Source organism: Lysobacter sp. P5_C4, from assembly GCF_054049695.1.
On record NZ_JBFULX010000002.1, the window covers coordinates 325,238 to 342,541 of the forward strand.

Annotated in this window: 18 protein-coding genes and 1 pseudogene; 8 read left to right on the plus strand and 11 right to left on the minus strand. The window is 67.3% G+C overall.

The features are described from left to right. Positions 1 to 125 precede the first annotated feature (125 nt). The 3 genes and pseudogenes from ACXJJ8_RS06000 to ACXJJ8_RS06010 all read right to left on the minus strand — a co-directional run bounded on the left by ACXJJ8_RS06000 (position 126) and on the right by ACXJJ8_RS06010 (position 2,804). Entirely contained in the window at positions 126 to 617 is a 492-nt protein-coding gene (locus tag ACXJJ8_RS06000) for a DUF494 family protein (protein WP_499027663.1), read from the minus strand. A gap of 34 nt (positions 618 to 651) precedes the next feature. Continuing rightward, positions 652 to 1,527, minus strand: a pseudogene (dprA, locus tag ACXJJ8_RS06005) (DNA-processing protein DprA); the annotation flags it as partial. Positions 1,528 to 1,655: 128 nt separating this feature from the next. Then, entirely contained in the window at positions 1,656 to 2,804 is a 1,149-nt protein-coding gene (locus tag ACXJJ8_RS06010) for a LysM peptidoglycan-binding domain-containing protein (RefSeq protein ID WP_499028599.1), read from the minus strand. A 155-nt stretch (positions 2,805 to 2,959) separates the two neighbouring features. On the opposite strand from ACXJJ8_RS06010, the gene def reads away from it, so the two are divergent. From def to ACXJJ8_RS06030, 4 genes are read left to right on the plus strand one after another with little or no spacing between them, the layout of a single operon-like run. Further along, a complete protein-coding gene (gene def, locus ACXJJ8_RS06015) occupies positions 2,960 to 3,475 on the plus strand; it encodes a peptide deformylase (RefSeq protein WP_499027665.1) in 516 nt (171 codons plus the stop codon). Positions 3,476 to 3,482: 7 nt separating this feature from the next. Continuing rightward, complete coding sequence (fmt, locus tag ACXJJ8_RS06020; protein ID WP_499027668.1) at positions 3,483 to 4,397, plus strand: methionyl-tRNA formyltransferase; 915 nt, start codon at positions 3,483 to 3,485, stop codon at positions 4,395 to 4,397. Then, positions 4,394 to 5,689 (plus strand): 16S rRNA (cytosine(967)-C(5))-methyltransferase RsmB, encoded by a 1,296-nt coding sequence (gene rsmB / locus ACXJJ8_RS06025; RefSeq protein ID WP_499027670.1) that lies wholly within the window; start codon positions 4,394 to 4,396, stop codon positions 5,687 to 5,689. The genes fmt and rsmB overlap by 4 nt, the downstream gene beginning before the upstream one ends. An 18-nt stretch (positions 5,690 to 5,707) precedes the next feature. Then, positions 5,708 to 7,393, plus strand: coding sequence for an ArnT family glycosyltransferase (locus ACXJJ8_RS06030; RefSeq protein WP_499027672.1), 1,686 nt, complete (start codon positions 5,708 to 5,710; stop codon positions 7,391 to 7,393). On the opposite strand, the gene ACXJJ8_RS06035 is transcribed toward ACXJJ8_RS06030, so the two are convergent. Continuing rightward, positions 7,382 to 8,143 (minus strand): glycosyltransferase family 2 protein, encoded by a 762-nt coding sequence (locus ACXJJ8_RS06035; RefSeq protein WP_499027674.1) that lies wholly within the window; start codon positions 8,141 to 8,143, stop codon positions 7,382 to 7,384. The genes ACXJJ8_RS06030 and ACXJJ8_RS06035 overlap by 12 nt on opposite strands. Before the next feature lie 40 nt (positions 8,144 to 8,183). Between ACXJJ8_RS06035 and ACXJJ8_RS06040 the strand changes: the two genes are divergently transcribed. Beyond that, positions 8,184 to 9,314 carry a glycosyltransferase gene (locus tag ACXJJ8_RS06040; RefSeq protein WP_499027676.1) on the plus strand — a complete coding sequence of 377 codons (1,131 nt, stop codon included), beginning with the start codon at positions 8,184 to 8,186 and terminating at the stop codon, positions 9,312 to 9,314. A gap of 1 nt (position 9,315) precedes the next feature. Here ACXJJ8_RS06040 and ACXJJ8_RS06045 read toward each other — a convergent pair whose 3' ends face one another. From ACXJJ8_RS06045 to ACXJJ8_RS06055, 3 genes are read right to left on the minus strand one after another with little or no spacing between them, the layout of a single operon-like run. Beyond that, the gene (locus ACXJJ8_RS06045) at positions 9,316 to 10,800 is read right to left on the minus strand and encodes a PH domain-containing protein (protein WP_499028601.1); all 1,485 of its coding nucleotides are present in this window, start codon (positions 10,798 to 10,800) and stop codon (positions 9,316 to 9,318) included. Then, entirely contained in the window at positions 10,787 to 11,299 is a 513-nt protein-coding gene (locus tag ACXJJ8_RS06050) for a PH domain-containing protein (protein ID WP_499027679.1), read from the minus strand. The genes ACXJJ8_RS06045 and ACXJJ8_RS06050 overlap by 14 nt, the downstream gene beginning before the upstream one ends. Next, entirely contained in the window at positions 11,296 to 12,261 is a 966-nt protein-coding gene (locus ACXJJ8_RS06055) for a lauroyl acyltransferase (protein WP_499027681.1), read from the minus strand. Before ACXJJ8_RS06055 ends, ACXJJ8_RS06050 begins: the two co-directional genes overlap by 4 nt. A 61-nt stretch (positions 12,262 to 12,322) precedes the next feature. Here ACXJJ8_RS06055 and dtd point away from each other — a divergent pair, with 61 nt between their 5' ends. From dtd to ACXJJ8_RS06070, 3 genes are all read left to right on the plus strand, one after another. Beyond that, positions 12,323 to 12,763 carry a D-aminoacyl-tRNA deacylase gene (gene dtd / locus ACXJJ8_RS06060; protein WP_499027683.1) on the plus strand — a complete coding sequence of 147 codons (441 nt, stop codon included), beginning with the start codon at positions 12,323 to 12,325 and terminating at the stop codon, positions 12,761 to 12,763. Between the two features lie 61 nt (positions 12,764 to 12,824). Then, positions 12,825 to 14,684, plus strand: a complete 1,860-nt coding sequence (gene rpoD / locus ACXJJ8_RS06065; RefSeq protein WP_499027685.1) for an RNA polymerase sigma factor RpoD — start codon at positions 12,825 to 12,827, stop codon at positions 14,682 to 14,684. Between the two features lie 53 nt (positions 14,685 to 14,737). Beyond that, the gene (locus ACXJJ8_RS06070; RefSeq protein WP_499027686.1) at positions 14,738 to 15,028 is read left to right on the plus strand and encodes a DUF6916 family protein; all 291 of its coding nucleotides are present in this window, start codon (positions 14,738 to 14,740) and stop codon (positions 15,026 to 15,028) included. Here ACXJJ8_RS06070 and ACXJJ8_RS06075 read toward each other — a convergent pair. From ACXJJ8_RS06075 to ACXJJ8_RS06090, 4 genes are read right to left on the minus strand one after another with little or no spacing between them, the layout of a single operon-like run. After that, positions 15,021 to 15,524, minus strand: a complete 504-nt coding sequence (locus ACXJJ8_RS06075) for a GNAT family N-acetyltransferase (RefSeq protein ID WP_499027689.1) — start codon at positions 15,522 to 15,524, stop codon at positions 15,021 to 15,023. The genes ACXJJ8_RS06070 and ACXJJ8_RS06075 overlap by 8 nt on opposite strands. Beyond that, positions 15,524 to 16,063: a phage tail protein gene (locus tag ACXJJ8_RS06080; protein WP_499027692.1), complete on the minus strand. Its 540-nt coding sequence runs from the start codon at positions 16,061 to 16,063 to the stop codon at positions 15,524 to 15,526. The genes ACXJJ8_RS06075 and ACXJJ8_RS06080 overlap by 1 nt, the downstream gene beginning before the upstream one ends. 15 nt (positions 16,064 to 16,078) lie before the next feature. After that, positions 16,079 to 16,606 (minus strand): phage tail protein, encoded by a 528-nt coding sequence (locus ACXJJ8_RS06085; protein ID WP_499027694.1) that lies wholly within the window; start codon positions 16,604 to 16,606, stop codon positions 16,079 to 16,081. A 19-nt stretch (positions 16,607 to 16,625) separates the two neighbouring features. Next, a complete protein-coding gene (locus ACXJJ8_RS06090; protein ID WP_499027696.1) occupies positions 16,626 to 17,171 on the minus strand; it encodes a phage tail protein in 546 nt (181 codons plus the stop codon). Positions 17,172 to 17,304 lie beyond the last annotated feature (133 nt).

Consider the following 17,304-nt stretch of genomic DNA (forward strand, 5'->3'; position numbering starts at 1 on the left):
GCCATCTGGCCACGGGCGTGAGTGGATTCCTTTTTTAGTGGTGTCACGCGGCCGGCGGCCGTGTCAAGCCGGACGCGCGTCCATCCCCCCGAATGGCGACGCCCGTCGAAGCCGGGGCCGCCCCGTCAGTGGACCGGTTCGGGCTCGTCCAGGAACATCTGGGTCTCCATCCAGGCATACGCGGCCTCGGACCCGGGCTGGTTGAACAGGACCATCAGGACCACCCATTTGAGGTCGTCGAGGTCCAGTTCGTCCTGGTCCAGCGCGATCGCACGGTCGAGGACGAGTTCGCGCTGGTCGGGGTCGAGGACGCCGTGCTGTTCGAGGAACAGCAGGAATCCGCGGCACTCGACGTCGAGCTTTTCGAGCTCGGGCCCGTGGAAGACGCGGGTGGGGCCGTTGACGCGGGGCGTGGCCGACTCCGGGCGCTGCTCGGAGAGTGCGTCCAGCCAGTCGAAGGCCTTGATGATTTCCGCAGGACTGAAACCCGCTCCGGTGAGTTCGGAGAACAACGGGCTGCCTTGGAGGGTGTCGCGGTCGCCCACCGGTGGAACGGTGTCGTTGGTGAAGTAGTGCTCGAACAGGTACAGCAGGACGTCCAGGATGCTCTCTTTCATTTCCCTCGGCCTGCGCCAGTGGCGCTGTGGAGGTTCAGGATGCCTTGCGGGTGTAGCGGCCGTGTTCGGAAACCACGCGCCCTTCCAGCTCCATGACCAGCAGCATGGAGACAAGTTGCGCACTCGTCAATCCAGTTCTTGCAACGAGCACGTCCATAGGGGTTGGGTCGTATCCGAGCGCATCCCACAAGCGCTTGGTGTTCGCATCCATGCCAGATGAATCGCTTTGTGCCGCGACCGATGAGTTGGGGACGTGAAGACGCGCGCGCAAGTCGCCCGCATAGGCGGACAGCAGAGGCTTCAGCGCGTCGATGACTTCTGCCGGGGACTCGACCAGTTGCACGCCCTCGCGGATGAGCCGGTGGCAGCCGCGCGCCATGGGGTTGTGGATCGAACCGGGGAGGGCGAACACCTCGCGCCCGGCGTCTGCGGCGAGGCGCGCGGTGATGAGGGCGCCGGATCGGTATTGCGCTTCCACCACCAGGGTGCCTAGGCAAAGCCCGGCCACGATGCGATTGCGCCGCGGGAACCGGCCGGGGTGGGCGGCGGCTCCGGGCGGGTATTCGCTGACAACGGCGCCGAGGTGCGCGATCTCTTCCATCAAGGCCGCGTTGCCGGGGGGATATGCGGTGTCGATCCCGGTGCCGAGGACGGCGACCGTCGGCGCTTGCAGATCGAGCGCGCCGCGGTGCGCCGCGGTGTCGATGCCCGCCGCCATCCCGCTCACCACGCACCAGCCGGCGCGCGAGAAGGCCCGCGCGAACGTGCGCGCGTTGTCGAACCCGTTGGGCGTGGCGGTCCGGCTGCCGACGATGGCGATCGCCGGATGCCACAGGCATGCGATGTCGCCGCGCACGTACAGCTGCGCCGGCGCGTCGGGCAGGCGGCGCAGCAACGCGGGGTAGTCGGGGTGATCGATCGTCAGGCGCTCGTGCATCGCGCAAGCGTGCGATGCAAACGACGACGGCGCCCTGGGGCGCCGTCGCTTTGAATCGTCAGGGAACTCTGATTTACAGCGCCCCTGGTGGACGTCAGCCCTTACCGCATCGCGTCGGGATGCTTGAGCTCGTAGCCGATGTCGCTCGGCTTGATGCCATCCATGAGCAGGCCGTAGCTCATCTTGTCGAAGGTGCGGAACACCATGACGTGGCCGACGAATTCGTCCGGCAGGCGCACGCGGCTGGCATCGCCGAACAGGTCTTCGCTGCGGTTGTTGGAGTACTCCACGCGATCGGGCACGTTGCTGCCCACGCGCCACACCGAGAACACCGTGCCGTTGTCGACGCCTTCGCGCGAACCCACCGACAAGGCGAGGACATCGCGCGTGCCACCGGTATGGAGCCTGTCCGGCACGCCGACGACCTGCGCGCGACCGTATTCGAACTGCTGGCGCGGCGGGTGCGGGAAGAACTGCAGGTCGTAGGGCTGGGCCTGCACCGGTATCAGGCGATCACCGATGCGGACTTCGCGGCCGCCCTGGTCGAGTACGACGGTGGTGGCTTCCACGCCACCGCCTGCCACCTGCGTCACCGCACCGGTGCTCATCTGCATCAGCTCGTAGCCGAGCTGCTCATAGCCCTTGTCCGGCGTGACCGCCGTGGTCCAGTAGATGTCGTAGTCGGCGAAGACGCGGGCGCCGCGGAAGTCCAGGTCTTCCTTGAATCCCATGTCGCAGCAGCTGGTGCGGTCCAGCCAGGTGAAGCGCACCGTCGGGCGCACCACCGCGTAACGCTGGCCGGGCTGTGCGCCTTCCAGGCCCTTGACGTAGGCCGACATGCCGGAGATGCCGTGGTTGCGGTCTTCCTCCAGGCCGACCACGTAGGGCAGCTGCTCGAATTCGTCGACGACGCGCACGTCCTTCAGGAACGGCTCGACTTCCGACAACGGCACGCCGGTGATCGGCGCCTCCGCGCGGGGGCCTTCCTGCACCGCGACGCGGTCGAGGTAGGCCAGCGACAGCACGTCGCCCGGGTAGATGAGATGCGGGTTCTGGACCTGCGGGTTGGCCTGCCAGATTTCCGGCCACAGCCACGGGCGCTTGAGGAACTTGCCCGCGATATCCCACAACGTGTCGCCTTTCTTGACGACGTAGGTGTCCGGGTGGTCGCCGCGCGTTTCAACGGCGGCGGCATAACTGCCGACCGTCAGCAACGCGACCGCGCAAACCGGAAGAAGCCGTTTAAGCATGGCGGCCATGTGCCCGCTCCCCTTGAGTTTTTCCCCTTGTAGCCGGGCCACTATAGCCCACAATCCTCGGGCCTTTGCAAGCGCGCGGCGTTACAATCGCGACCCTAGGACACCCCATCGCTTGCGCCTGTGACCGGCGCCCCCATTTCGACACCATGGCCCTTCTCCCCATCCTCGAGTTCCCCGATCCGCGCCTTCGCACGAAGGCCGCCCCGCTGACGCCGGAACAGGTGGGCGACCCTGCGTTCCAGCGCCTGGTCGACGACATGTTCGAGACCATGTACGAAGCGCCGGGCATCGGGCTGGCGGCGAGCCAGGTCGACGTCCACCAGCGCTTCATGGTGATTGACGTGTCGGAAGAGAAGAACCGGCCGCTGGTGTTCGTCAATCCGGAAATCCTCGAACGCGCGGGCGAGCAGGTCTACCAGGAAGGTTGCCTGTCCGTTCCCAATATCTTCGCCGACGTCACGCGTGCCAACGAGATCCTCGTCAAGGCGCTGGACCGCAACGGCCAGCCGTTCGAATTGCGCGTCGACGGCCTGCTCGCCGTGTGCATCCAGCACGAGATGGATCACCTGGAAGGCAAGCTGTTCGTCGACTACCTCTCGCCGCTCAAGCGCGAGATGGTCCGCAAGAAACTCGCGAAAGCGCGCCGCACCGCGGAAGCCTGACGCACGCATGCGCATCGTCTTCGCCGGCACGCCGGAGTTCGCCGTGCCGTCGCTGGTCGCGGCCGCGCAGCGCAATGAAGTGGTTGCGGTCTACACGCAGCCCGATCGCCCCGCGGGTCGCGGACGTTCGCTGAGCGCCTCGCCCGTCAAGCGCGAAGCGCTGCAACGCGGCTTGCCCGTCCTGCAACCCGAAACGCTCAAGACCGAGCTCGCGCGCGACGCCTTGCGCGCGCTGCAGCCCGACGTGCTCATCGTGGTCGCCTACGGCTTGCTGTTGCCGCAATCGATCCTCGACATTCCGAAGTTCGGTTGCTGGAACGTGCATGCTTCGCTGTTGCCGCGCTGGCGCGGTGCGGCGCCGATCCAGCGCGCGATCGAAGCCGGCGACACGCAGACCGGTGCATGCCTGATGCAGATGGAAAGGGGCCTGGACACCGGCCCGGTGCTGCTGAAGCAGGCACTCGAGATCGGCCAGTACGAAACCGCCGGCCAGTTGCACGATCGCCTGTCCACGCTCGGTGCGCAGGTACTCGCCGACGGCCTGGGCCTGCTGCGCGCGGGCATGCGCCCGGTGCCGCAGCCGCAGCCCGACGAAGGCGCGACCTACGCACGCAAACTCGAAAAATCGGAAGCGCGCCTGGACTGGGCGGAGCCTGCCGACGTCCTCGCACGCAAGGTGCGTGCGTTCGACCCGTGGCCGATGGCCGAAGGCGACATCGCGGGCGACCTGGTCCGCATCCACCGTGCCGTGCCGATCGACGGCCGCGGCACACCCGGCGCCGTGCTTGCCGCGGGCCGCGATGGCATCGACGTCGCGTGCGGCGAAGGCGCGTTGCGTATCCGCGTGCTGCAACGCGCGGGCGGCAAGGCGATCACGGCCGCCGATTACCTCAACGCGCGTCGCGACCTGCGCAGCGCATGAAACCTGCACCCGGCGTCGCACTGCGCATCGCGGCCACGCAGACGCTGGGCGTGATCCTGCAGCGGCAGCGTTCGCTCAAGGCCGAACTCGCACAACGCCTGCCGACCTTGCGCGACGTGCGCGATCGCGCACTGCTCGAAGCCATCGTGTTCACGGCGATCCGTGGCCAGCCGACATACGACGCGGCCTTGCAGGCCTGGCTCGCCAAGCCCCTGGGCTATCGCGATGAAGATCTGCGCACGCTGCTGTACGTCGGCCTGGCCCAGATCGAAATGGGGCTTCCCGCGCACGCAGCCGTCGATTCGACGGTCGAGGCAACGCGTGCGATGGGCCGCACGCACCAGGCCGGCATGGTCAATGCCATCCTCCGCCGCGCATTGCGCGAAGGTTTGCCCGAGGTCGCACCCGAAACCGCATGGCCGGCATGGCTGCGCACGCGCGTGCAGCGCGATTGGGGCGATGCGGCAGCGGACGTGTTCGCGGCCAGCGCAATCCCCGCGCCGATGTGGTTGCGCGTGAACCGCACGCGGATCGATCGCGAGGCGTATCGCATGCGGCTGCAGGAGGCGGGCATCGAAGCCGCCTCGCCTGCGTTCCCCGAAGACGCGCTCGTGCTCGCCAAGCCCGTCGCGGTGAACGAGCTCCCCGGTTTCGACGCAGGCCTGGTGTCCGTGCAGGACGGCAGCGCGCAATGCGTCGCCGATGCACTCTCGCCACGGAAAGGCGCGCGCGTGCTCGATGCCTGTGCGGCGCCGGGCGGGAAGTCCGCACACTTGCTCGAACGCGATCCGACGCTGCAATTGTTCGCGCTCGACATCGATCCGCAACGCCTGCGACGCGTGCACGAAACGCACGCGCGCCTGGGCGTTGGCACGCATGCGCAATTGCGCGCCGCCGATGCCGCCGCGCCCGACACGTGGTGGGACGGCGTGCCCTTCGACGCGATCCTGATCGACGCGCCTTGTTCGGCGACCGGCATCGTGCGCCGCCAGCCCGACGTGCTGCTGCATCGCCGCGACACCGACGTGGAGTCCCTCCGCGACATCCAGGCGCGCTTGCTCGACGGTGCATGGACCCTCCTCGCGTCCGGCGGGGTGGTGCTGTACGCGACGTGTTCGATCCTCCGGGAAGAGAACGCGGGCCAGATCGACGCCTTCCTCCAGCGCACGCCCGGCGCCATCGCCGAGCCGCTGGACGCGCGCTTCGGCCGCGAATCCGGTGCCGGTCGACAACGCCTGCCCGGCGAAGACGGCATGGATGGTTTTTTCTACGCCCGCATCCGCAAACCCTGAGGTAAGGTGCGCGGCGCCATGACCGATGTCCGCCGCCGCGAGCTGTTCTGGTTCTTCGCCATCGCCCTGCTCGTGCTGGGTGCGGGCATCGGCCTGCGTGGACCGTGGCCGGCGGACGAGCCGCGCTTCGTGCTGGTCGCCAAGCAGATGTGGGACAGCGGCGACTGGTTGTTCCCGCACCGCGGCCACGAGTTGTACGCCGACAAGCCGCCGCTCTTCTTCTGGCTGCTCGGCGCGGCGTATGCGCTGGTGCGCGATTGGACGTGGGCCTTCCTGCTGCCGTCGCTCGTCGCGGCGATGGCGACGTTGTGGTTGACCTGGGACCTCACGCGGCGGCTCTGGTCGCATCGCGCCGGGTTGTGGGCGGCGATCGCGGTCATCGCCTGCGTGCAATTCCTCTACCAGGCCAAGCGCGCGCAGATCGATCCGACCGTGGTGTGCTTCATCACGCTCGGCGTGTACGGCATCGCGCGGCACGTGTTGCTCGGGCCTGCGTGGCGTTGGTTCTGGATCGGGTGTTTCGCCGCGGGGCTGGGCGTGATCAGCAAGGGCGTCGGCTTCCTCGCGTTGCTGGCGTTGATTCCGTACGCGTTGATGCGTTGGCGTGGATGGAACGGGCTGGCCGACGTCGGCCGCGGCAATGCAGTGCGCTGGAGTTGCGGCGGCCTCGCATTCCTCGCGGCGATCGCGGTGTGGTTCGTCCCGATGATCCTCACCGCGACGACGAGCGGCGATCCCGAACACCAGGCCTACGTCAACGAACTGCTCTTCAAGCAGACCGCGACGCGCTACACCAGCGCGTGGCACCACACGCAGCCGGTCTGGTACTTCCTCGAAGTGATCGCGTTGTATTGGATGCCGTTCGCGCTGGCCTTGCCTTGGCTGTTGCCGCGTTGGCGCGATGCGTTCCGGGCACGCGACGCGCGCGTGTGGCTCCCGCTGGGTTGGGCGTTGCTGGTCCTGGTGTTCTTCAGTGCGAGCCCCGGCAAGCGCGACATGTACATCCTGCCGATGCTGCCGATGATGGCCGTGGCCGCGGGGCCTTACCTGGAAGGCGTGACGTCTTCGAGATGGTTTCGCCGCATCCTCCTCGCGCTCGTCGTCGTCCTCGGCCTCGTGTTCCTCGGCGCGGGCATTGCGGCGCTGCACGGGGATCCCTCGTTCGAAGTGAAGATCGAAGCCGAGCGCGGCCTGCCGCCGGCAAGCGATGCACTGTGGTGGCTGCTCGCGATCACCGGCGGGGCGATGCTCGCGGTCTGCACTTGGTGGCGCCGCGATGCCTTGAAAGCATCCGCCATTGCGTTGTCCTTGCTGGTCATCGTGCTGTTCTCGGGGACCGCGGTACTGCTCGATGCCGAGAACTCGGCGCGCGCCGTGATGGAACGTGGCCGCGCTATGGCCGGCGACGCGACACTCGGCCTGGTCGCGTGGAAGGAGCAGAACCTGTTGCAGGCGCAAGGGCCGGTGGAGGAATTCGGCTTCCGCAAACCGGTCGACCAGCAACTGCGCGCCGGCATCGCATGGATGGAGGCCGCTCCGGAAAAGCGCCGCCTGTTCGTGCAACAGGATGCGTTGGATGCATGTCTGCTGCGCGCGCATGGACAAGCCGTCGGCACCGCGAACCGCCGTACGTGGTGGTTGTTCGACGCCTCGGCGATCGCGCCGGCGTGCCGCGATCCAAGCCGGCGCGGCTCAGGCCACTGAGACGCGGGCGAGCAGGTCGTACTTGCGCTTGGCGTAGCGCGCGTGCAGCCAGTGGAAGCGCCAGCCCGCCGCGCCGTCGACGATGCCGCCGCGCAACAACAGATTCTTGAGCAGATACGCCATCGCCGCGAACCAACCGCGCAGCGGGCCTGCCGTCTTTCCCTTCGCATGCTGCTCGCCGGCCCACAACGCGGCGTAGCGCTGCAACTTCGCCCAGTAATCCTCGGCACTGCGTGCCGTGTCGTGTTCGAGCACGATGTGCGAAGGCCGCACGGTGCGGCCCTCGACGTCCAGGTATTCATGCACCGCGCGCAGGCCGTGGCGGATGTTCGAGCGGAACAGGCGATGCACCGGCTCGCGCGCGAAGCTCCCGCCCCGCAACGCGCGCCCGAGGAAATGCGTGCGGCGCATCAGCAGCCAGACGTCGGATTGTTCGATGTCGCCGGCGAAGAGCTTGCGCACTTCATCCTGCGCGCGCGGCTCGAGCCATTCGTCGGCATCGAGCAGCAACACCCAGCGCTCGCGGGCCATCGCGATCGCCGCGTTCTTCTGCAGCGCGAAGCCCTGCCACTCCAGGTGTTCGATGCGCGCCCCGAGCTCGGCGGCGATGCGCACCGTGTCGTCAGTCGAGCCCGAGTCGAGCACGATCACTTCGCTGCACAGCGGGGTCATGGACGCGACGCACCGCGCGATCCGGTCGCCCTCGTTCTTGGTGATCACGACGCCGGACAGGGGCAGGGGCTGCGACATGCGCGGGATTATGCCCGCCGCGGCCGGTAGACTGCGCGCCATGCATGCCCCCGTCGACGCCCGTTCGCCCGCGCAGCGGCCCGTCCGCGTCCTGCATTTCGTCACGGGCGGATTTTCCGGGGGCGCGACACAGGTGGCGATCGCGCTGACCCAGGCGGGCGTCGACAGCGCGGAGATCGAGCCACTGCTCGTTTTGCGCCGCAAGCGCCGCACCGATCCCGGGCGCATCGCCGAACTCGAACAGGCCGGCGTGCCACTGCGCGTGGTTCCCGGTTGGTCGCACGCCGCGACGATCTGGGCGCTGGTGAAGGTGTGCCGCGAATTCAAACCCGACGTGCTGATCGCGCACGGCTTCAGCGAACACTTGTGGGGCCGCTACGCCGGCCTCATCGCGAAGGTGCCGCACCTGGTGCACGTCGAGCACAACACGCGCGAGCGTTACACCGCCTGGCGCCTGAAGCAGTCGCGCTGGCTGGCGAAACGCACCGCGCGCATCGTCGGTTGCTCGGAAGGCGTGAAGGACGAATTGCTCGCGCAGGGGATGCCGCCGGAGCGCACGATCGCGATTCCGAACGGCATTCGCCTGGCACCGTTCGAACAGGCCGAGGCGCATCCCCTCGCGCAGCGCATCCCCGGCATCGTGATGGTCGCGCGCCTGTCGAAACAGAAGGACCACGCGACGTTGATCCGCGCCGTCGCGCACCTGCGCGATCGTGGGCACGTCGTTCCGGTGTCGTTCGCCGGCGGCGGGAAGCAACGGCATCGCGCGCCGCTGGAACAACTCGTGCGTTTGCTCGGGCTCGAAGACCAGGTGCGTTTCCTCGGGGTCGCGCGCAACGTGCCCGAACTGTTGCTGACCCACCGCATCGCGGTGCTGGCGACGCATTGGGAAGGCATGCCGCTGGCGCTGATCGAAGGCATGGCCGCGGGCTGCGCGGTGGTCGGCAGTGCCGTGCCCGGCGTGCGCGAAGTGATCCACGACGGTGTCGATGGCCGCCTGGTGCCCGAGAACGACGATGTCGCGTTGGCGGACGTGTTGCAGGACTTGCTGCTGAACGACGCCGAGGCGATGCGGCTCGGCGCGGCCGCGCGCCACTGCGCGATGGAAGAATACGGCCGCGAACGGATGCATGAACGCTACGAAGCGCTCTGCCTGGAACTCGCGCGCTGACTTACCAGCGCAGCTTGCGCGCTGCCAGCATTCGCGCGAGGCGATCGCACAACGCACGTGCGTCCGCTTCGCGCATGTGCGCGATGCGCAACGGGCCGGACATCGCGCCCACCCCCGCGGTGTCGAGCCACAGCGTCGCCATGCCCCAACGCCGATCGAGCGGGCCGGTCGCGATGCGCAGCGCCTGCAGCTTGTCGATCTCCGCGAACCGCCACTGCCGCGACCACCAGCCCGCGCGCACCGCGACGATGTTTTCGTTTACCGCGTAACCCGAGCGACGCGCTTGATGCTGCGCGGCGAACCACGTCCACGCCGGCCACGCAAGGGCCAGCAGGCCGATCCAACCCAGGCGCCAGCACGACGCGATCACCACGAGCAGCGGAAACCAGGCGTTGGCAAGGAAGACGCGGATCGCCGACTTCGGATGCATGGGCTGCCATTGCAGCGCGGGCCAACCGGCGTCGGGCAGGAGATGTTCGATCAATGCATCGCATTGCGCCGGGGTCGCGACCGGCGCGAGTTCGCGGAAGGCACGCGGCGCCTGGCCTTCGCGCGTCTGCCCGCCCGCGGTATCCACCTGCAGGCTGCGACGCTTGAGCAAGCGATGCAACAGGCCTTCCTGCAAGGTCCACGCCTGCAGGCGGCGCCTGGACGCGGAATTGCGCGAACGCGCGAGCAATCCGCGTTCCACGGTGAGCCGCGGCCCGTCTTCGCTCAGCACGAACCCGTAGTACTGCAGCAGCGCCAGCGCGAGCGAAATCAGGCGCATCAATGCCAGCAGCGCGAGGACGAGGGTCACGCCGGCGAATGCGTAGTCCTGCACGCCGAAGTGATGCGATTCGGCCCAGCCGAACATCGACTTTCCCCAGGTTTCGAACAGGTTTTCCGCCAGGCGCGGTGCGAATTGCATCGACGCGGCGTAACCACCGACCAGCACGAGCAACCCGCGATTGGAGATCAGCCCGAGGCGCAGGACTTCGCCCGGCGACAAGGCGAGCAACACGTGCGAAGGCGGCGCTTCACCTTCGGCCGCCACCTCGACACGCGCGCCGCGGTGCCGGATCAGGCGTTCCAGCGCCAGCGCATCGTCCATGCGCAGCACGCGCATCGTCGCTTCGGGCTTGTCCCCGCCCGCCGAATCCAGCCGCAGCTCGGCCACGCCGAACAGCCGATGCAACACCGTCTGGTTCACCGACACGTTGTGGATGCGCGCGTAGGGAATCTCGCGCCGTTGGCGATGGAGCCAGCCGCTGCGGATCGTCAGCCCGTCGCCTCCAACGTTGTAACGATAGGTGGCGTATTGCAGCACCGAGGTCAGCGTGAGGACGCCGACGCCGATCAGCGGCCACAACTCGTTGCGATCGCCGCCGAAGAAGAAGGCCGCGACGATCGGAATGATGAACTGCCGCAGTTGCTGCAGCAGGACGAACAGCCACGACCACGGATGCAGCCGTCGGTCGGGCGGTGCCGCGTCAGAGGGCGTCATCGTCGTCGAGCTGGCGCGCGAGGCGGTCGCGCAGGGCTTCTGCATCGTCGGCGTCCAGGCCCGTCACCGACACCGCGCTCATCTTGCTGCCCGCGGTGTGGATCACGAGCGTGGCGAGCTTCCAACGTCGCTCGAGCGGGCCGTGCTTGAGGTCGAGATGTTGCACGCGCGAGGCGGGCACGCGCGTTTCGCGAAAGAACAGGCGGCCACGACGATAGGCGAATCCATCCTCGCCCAGGCGCCACGCGCTCGAACGGAAACGCTTGATGCCCACGATGACGCCGAGCATCAGCACCAGGGCCCACAGCAACGTCGGCAGCGCGATCGACGTCCACGTATCGAAGCGATCGGCGAAGGAGAAGGCCAGGACCGCGATCGGGATGCCGGACACGAAGCCGATGGCGCCATGGCGCAACGCGTACAGCGTCTTCGCGCGTGGCGGCAGCGGCCGCCAGGGCGCGTCGATCGGCATCGGTTGCATGGTTGCGGCTTCGCTCACTGCGCTTCCCCCTCCCCGGTGCGCGCCATCGCGGCACGCTGCGCGCTCGCAGGGTAACAGTCCGGCCAGTACGGATTGCCGAGCGCACTGCCGGGCGCGGGGATCGAGAAACGTTTGTAGGTCCACTGATACTGCGCAGGGTCGCGGCGGGCGACGCGTTCGATCGCGGCGTTCAATGCGGCGACATCCTGCGCAGCATCGGGCACCGCTTCGAATCGCAATGCGAACGCCGGGCCGTCGGGCGTTTCTCCGATGCGTTCGCAATACCCCACCAGCACCGTCGCACCCGTGCGTTGGGCCAGGCGCGTGAGCAGCGTCATCGTCAATGCGGGAATGCCGAAGAACGGTGCGAACTCGCCGTCGCCGGCCTTGGGTTGCTGGTCCGGCAGGATCCCGGCGACACCGCCGCCTTGCAGCAGCTTGAACAACCCGCGGATGGCCGGGCCTTCGGCGCGCACCTGTGTCACGCGGTCGGCGTCGCCGTGCGCTGCGCGCACGCGGCGGAGGAAGGCTTCGCCGATCTTCGAATCGGGCGGGGCATACAGGATCGCCAGCTGCGTGCGCGATGCCAGCCACTGGTTCAACAACTCCCAGTTGCCGTAATGCGGGGCGGCCACGATCAACCCTTTTCCCGCTGCGACCGCGGCATCGAACAGGTCGACGCCGTGCGACGCGCGGATCAACGCCAGGTTGCGCGCATGGGGCCGCGTCCAGAAGCGCAGGGTTTCCAACGCCTGGCGCGCCGTGGTCCGCAACACGTCCGCGCTGCGTTGCGCCCGCTGCGCAGGGAGCCATTCGGGATACGCCAGCTCGAGGTTGCGCCGGACCACTTTCGCGGTGCGCGTGTTGCGTGAGACCCAGGTCCGGGCAAGGGCGTCCGCCATCGTCCGCAGCCACGGCCAGGGCAGGCGGGCGAACCAGGTGGCGAGAAGGTGGATCAGGCCTGCGGCGAAGTCGGTCACGTGGGGAGTCTAGCGGGCGCGGTCTGCTAGCTTGGCGCACCTGCCCCGGATGGCAACCGCCATGCTCGCCCTCATCCAGCGCGTCACCGAAGCCAGCGTGGTGGTCGACGGGTTGGTCGTCGGCGCCATCGACGCCGGCCTGCTCGCCTTCGTCGGCATGGCGCCGGGGGATACCGACGCGCACATCGCGCGGATGGCCGAGCGCCTCCTCGGTTACCGTGTTTTCGAAGACGCGCAGGGCAAGATGAATCTCGGGCTCAAGGACACGGGGGGTGGGCTGCTGCTGGTCAGCCAGTTCACTCTCGCCGCGGACACGCAGTCGGGCATGCGTCCCAGCTTCAGCACGGCCGCGCCGCCCGAGATCGCTGAACCCGGCTTCAACAAACTTGTCGAAGCCTGTCGCCAGCGGCACGCGGGAAGGGTGGAAACCGGCCGGTTCCGTGCCCATATGGTCGTTCGTCTCGTCAATGACGGGCCGGTCACTTTCCTTCTCCGACCCTGATCACCCCCCGGCGGGTATAATGCCGGGTTCCCTCAGACCCTCATAAACGGTGGCGCACCACATGGCAACCGAACGCCAGGCCCCCCAGTCCGACATCAAGCAGCTGATCAGCAAGGGCCTGGAACAGGGATACCTGACCTACGCCGAAGTCAACGATCACCTGCCCGACGACGTCGTCGATCCCGAACAGATCGAAGACATCATCGGCATGATCAACGGCATGGGCATCGAAGTGCACGAAGTTGCACCCGACGCCGAAACCCTCCTGCTCGCCGGCTCGTCCGGCGGTGGCCGCGAAGTCGACGACACCGCGGCCGAAGAAGCCGCGGCCGCGTTGACCGCGCTGGACTCCGAAGGCGGCCGCACGACCGACCCCGTCCGCATGTACATGCGCGAGATGGGCACGGTCGAACTGCTGACGCGCGAAGGCGAAATCGCCATCGCAAAGCGCATCGAGGAAGGCCTCAACCAGATGCTCTCGGCACTGGCGAGCTTCCCGTGGTCGATCCAGCTGCTGCTGGAGGAGTACGACCTGCACAAGGCCGGCAAGAAGCGCCTGGCCGAAATCGTCGCGGGCTTCAACGACATCGAGGAGCCGGTCGCCGAGATCCCCGTCGCCGCCGCCGAAGTCGACGAGAACGCCGCGGAAACCGAGGAAGAGGAAGTCGCCGAAGGCGAGGAAGCCGCCGAGGAAACGGGCCCCACCGGTCCGGACCCCGCCGAAGTCCTGCGCCGCATGGATGCCATGGGCGCGCTCTACCAGAAGTTCCAGAAGTCCTACCAGAAGAACGGCCCGACCGCGAAGCCGGTCGCCAAGCTCCGCGAGGAGATGGCCGAGATCTTCATGACGCTCAAGCTGCCGCTGCCGCTGACCGACACGCTGGTCCGCAAGCTGCGCGACGTCGTGGGCGAGATCAAGGACCACGAGCGCCGCATCCTCGACCTGGCCACGCGCGTCGCGCGCATGCCGCGCAAGGATTTCCTGCGCGCCTGGGAAGGCAACCAGACCAACCTGGGTTGGGTGGACGACGTCCTCAAGCGCAAGCAGAAGTGGTCCTCGGGCCTGCGCGACGTCAAGGAACAGATCGTCGCCGAGCAGGAAGCCACCATCGCCGTCGAGCAGGCGCTGTACCTGCAACTGCCCGACATCAAGGAAATCTCGCGCGCCATGGCCTATGGCGAGGCGAAGGCCCGCAAGGCCAAGAAGGAGATGGTCGAGGCGAACCTGCGCCTGGTGATCTCCATCGCCAAGAAGTACACCAACCGCGGCCTGCAGTTCCTCGACCTCATCCAGGAAGGCAACATCGGCCTGATGAAGGCGGTCGACAAGTTCGAATACCGCCGCGGCTACAAGTTCTCGACCTACGCCACGTGGTGGATCCGGCAGGCCATCACCCGCTCGATCGCCGACCAGGCACGCACCATCCGCATCCCGGTGCACATGATCGAGACGATCAACAAGCTCAATCGCATCTCCCGCCAGATGCTCCAGCAGTTCGGCCGCGAGGCCACGCCGGAAGAGTTGGCGAAAGAGATGGACATGCCCGAGGACAAGATCCGCAAGGTCATGAAGATCGCGAAGGAACCGATCTCCATGGAGACGCCGATCGGCGACGACGAGGATTCGCACCTGGGCGACTTCATCGAGGACACCAACGTGGAGTCCCCGATCGAAAGCACCACCAACATCAACCTGTCCGAAACGGTGCGCGACGTGCTCGCGGGCCTGACGCCGCGGGAAGCCAAGGTGTTGCGCATGCGCTTCGGCATCGACATGAATACCGACCACACGCTGGAAGAGGTCGGCAAGCAGTTCGACGTCACGCGCGAACGCATCCGCCAGATCGAAGCCAAGGCGCTGCGCAAGCTCCGCCACCCCAGCCGGAGCGAGCAGCTCCGCAGCTTCCTCGACATCGATTGATCGCAACAAAAAGAAGCCCCGCGAAAGCGGGGCTTCTGCTTTAACATGCACGCATGGAACTGCTCAGCCTCGAACACTTCGCGCCGCACGTGAACACCATGTTCTCCGCGCATTACGCCGGGATGGAAGTGCCGTTCGAACTCGTCGAAGCGCGCGCGCTGCAGCAGCGCACGCCGCAGGGCATGCGGGCGCCGTTCTCGCTGTTGTTCCGCAATACCTCGGCGGTGGTGTTCCCGCAGCAGATCTACCCGATGCGCCACGACAAGCTGGGCGAGGTCGGCATCTTCATCGTGCCCATCGCGCAGGAGCGCGGCGGGTTCCTGTACCAGGCCGTCTTCAACTGAGCGACGCCGTCCACCGCATCAAGGCGTGCGTGCCCGTGTCGCCGGCCAGGGAAAATCCCAACTTCTCGTAGAGGCGCCGCGCATCGCGGTTCTGGTGCGCGACGTGCAGCGTCACGGCGCAGCCGTCGTCGGCCGCATCCTGCTGGCATTGCCGCAGCAACGCGCCGCCGATGCCGCGCCCGCGCCAGTTCGCCTGCAGGGCGATATCCACGATGCGCCACTCGCCCGCCTCGTAGGAGCGGTCCACGATCCAGCGCCCGATCGCGCCCTCGCTTTCATGTTCGATCGCGAGGAAATCCGCGCACGCATGGTGTGCGATGAAATGCTTGTGCTGCAGGCCGTACTGCTGCGCGATCAAGTGCTCGCGTGCGATGGGGGGCAGCGGAATCCACGTCAGTTCCGGCCGCGATTGCGCGAACAACGCGCGCTGCCATTCCGTATCGGCATCGGTGAGCGCGCGAAGGCGGCAGCCCAGCGCGCGCAATTGCGCGGGCATCAGTTGCGCGACGGGAAGATACCTTCCAGCGCGATGCAAAAGTTCATCGCGAGGTAGGGCTGGCTGTTTTCATGCGGCTGCGAACCGCCGGAGAGCGGGCCGAGCATGGTCGGCGCCATCGTCGTGTTCGGCGAGGCGTTGAACGTGCGCGAGGTGGTGCTTGCGGCCAGGAACGACAGGCCGCCGTTGGCCACCGGCGTGCCGGTACCGCTGCCCGCCGCCGTCTGCGAATACGCGTTGAGGCCGTGGGTGTGCGTGGGCATCTCCAGCTGCGTCAGCGCCACGGTTGCCGTGCCGAAGGTTTCGCCGATGACGCGCGACGTCAAACCGGGGCCCTGGCCCTCGGCGACGGCGGCGCGTCCCGCGAAGTTCGGCAGCTGGAAATTGGTCTGCCCGTTGCCGCCGTACGTCGTGCCGAGCAGCGAGAACAGCGCGGTGTTCTGCGCGATCGACAGCGTCGCGCCATTGCAGAACGCCCAGCCCATCGGATTGAAGTTGAATCCGAAGATCTGTATTTCGCCGATGAAAGGTTCGGTCACGTCAGTCTCCGCGGATCAATTCTGGCTCGGGAAGATGCCTTCCACCGCGATGCACCAGCGCGCGGTCAGGGACGGCATCGTGTTGTCGTGCGGCAGGCTGTTGCCGACGGGCGTGGTCGCTTGGGCCGACATCGCCGCGGCGTTGTTGCCTACGAGCGTGTTGACGTAGAACGTGTCGCCGCTCACCGCCGCGGGCAGCAAGCCCGGGCCGGGGGTCGTCGAAGTCGCCGCGGCCGTCGATGCGTAGATCGGATGCGTGTGCACTGGAACCTGCGCATTGGTCAGCATCACGGTTTCCGTGCCTGCGCGCTCACCGATCACGCGATTCGTCAGGCCGGGACCCTGGCCCTGGTGGATCGGCGCGCGGCCACGCAAGTCGGGCAGGGCAAAGGTGGTGATGCCGTCTCCGCCGTAAGTGGTGCCGACCAGCGCGAAGAGCGCATCGTTCATCGCGATCGACAACAGTTGCCCCGAACAATCCATCCAACCGCGCGGCGCGAAGTTGTAGGGGAAGAGGCGGATTTCGCCGAGATAGGGAGTCATGTCGCGGTCTCCTGCGGCATCAGCTGCGCGAGGGATAGACGCCCGAAAGGGCGATGCAGAAATTCAGCGCCATGTAGGGCTGCATGTTGTTGTGCGGCTGGTTCTGGCCGGAGAGCGCAACCGAAGATGGATTCATCTGCACCGTCGCGCCCCCCGCGGGCGCATACAACGGCACTGCGCTGCCCGCGGTGTTGGTGCTCTGCGCGAAGATGCGCGCACTCGGCAACCGGTTGTTGCCCGCGGCCGTGGATGCGGTCACCTGGTGCGCGTGCGAGGGCACGTTCGCGTTGGTGAGCGTGACGTTTTCCACGCCGCCCACTTGCCCTTGCTGCATGTTCGGTTGCCAGCCCGGATCGACGGAACTGCCCGCGCCCACCGGCGTGCGACCGCGCAGATCCGGCAGCGCGAAGGTCTGGACGCCATTGCCGCCGTACCAGGTGCCCAGCAGCGAGAACAACGCCGTGTTCTGCTGGATCGACATCAACTGGCCACTGCACTGCGCCCAACCTCTCGGCGCAAAGCCGAAGCCGACCAGCATGACCTGGCCAAGGTAGAACTCGGACATCGCGTTGTTTCCCCTGCGTCGACGAGGCGACGGATCCCGCGACGACACCGTTTCCCCCGGCCGTCGCGACGCGACACTGTGCAGGCAACACGGCTCGCGGGCAAGTACTGGAACGAATGTCTCCTTTCGGTAG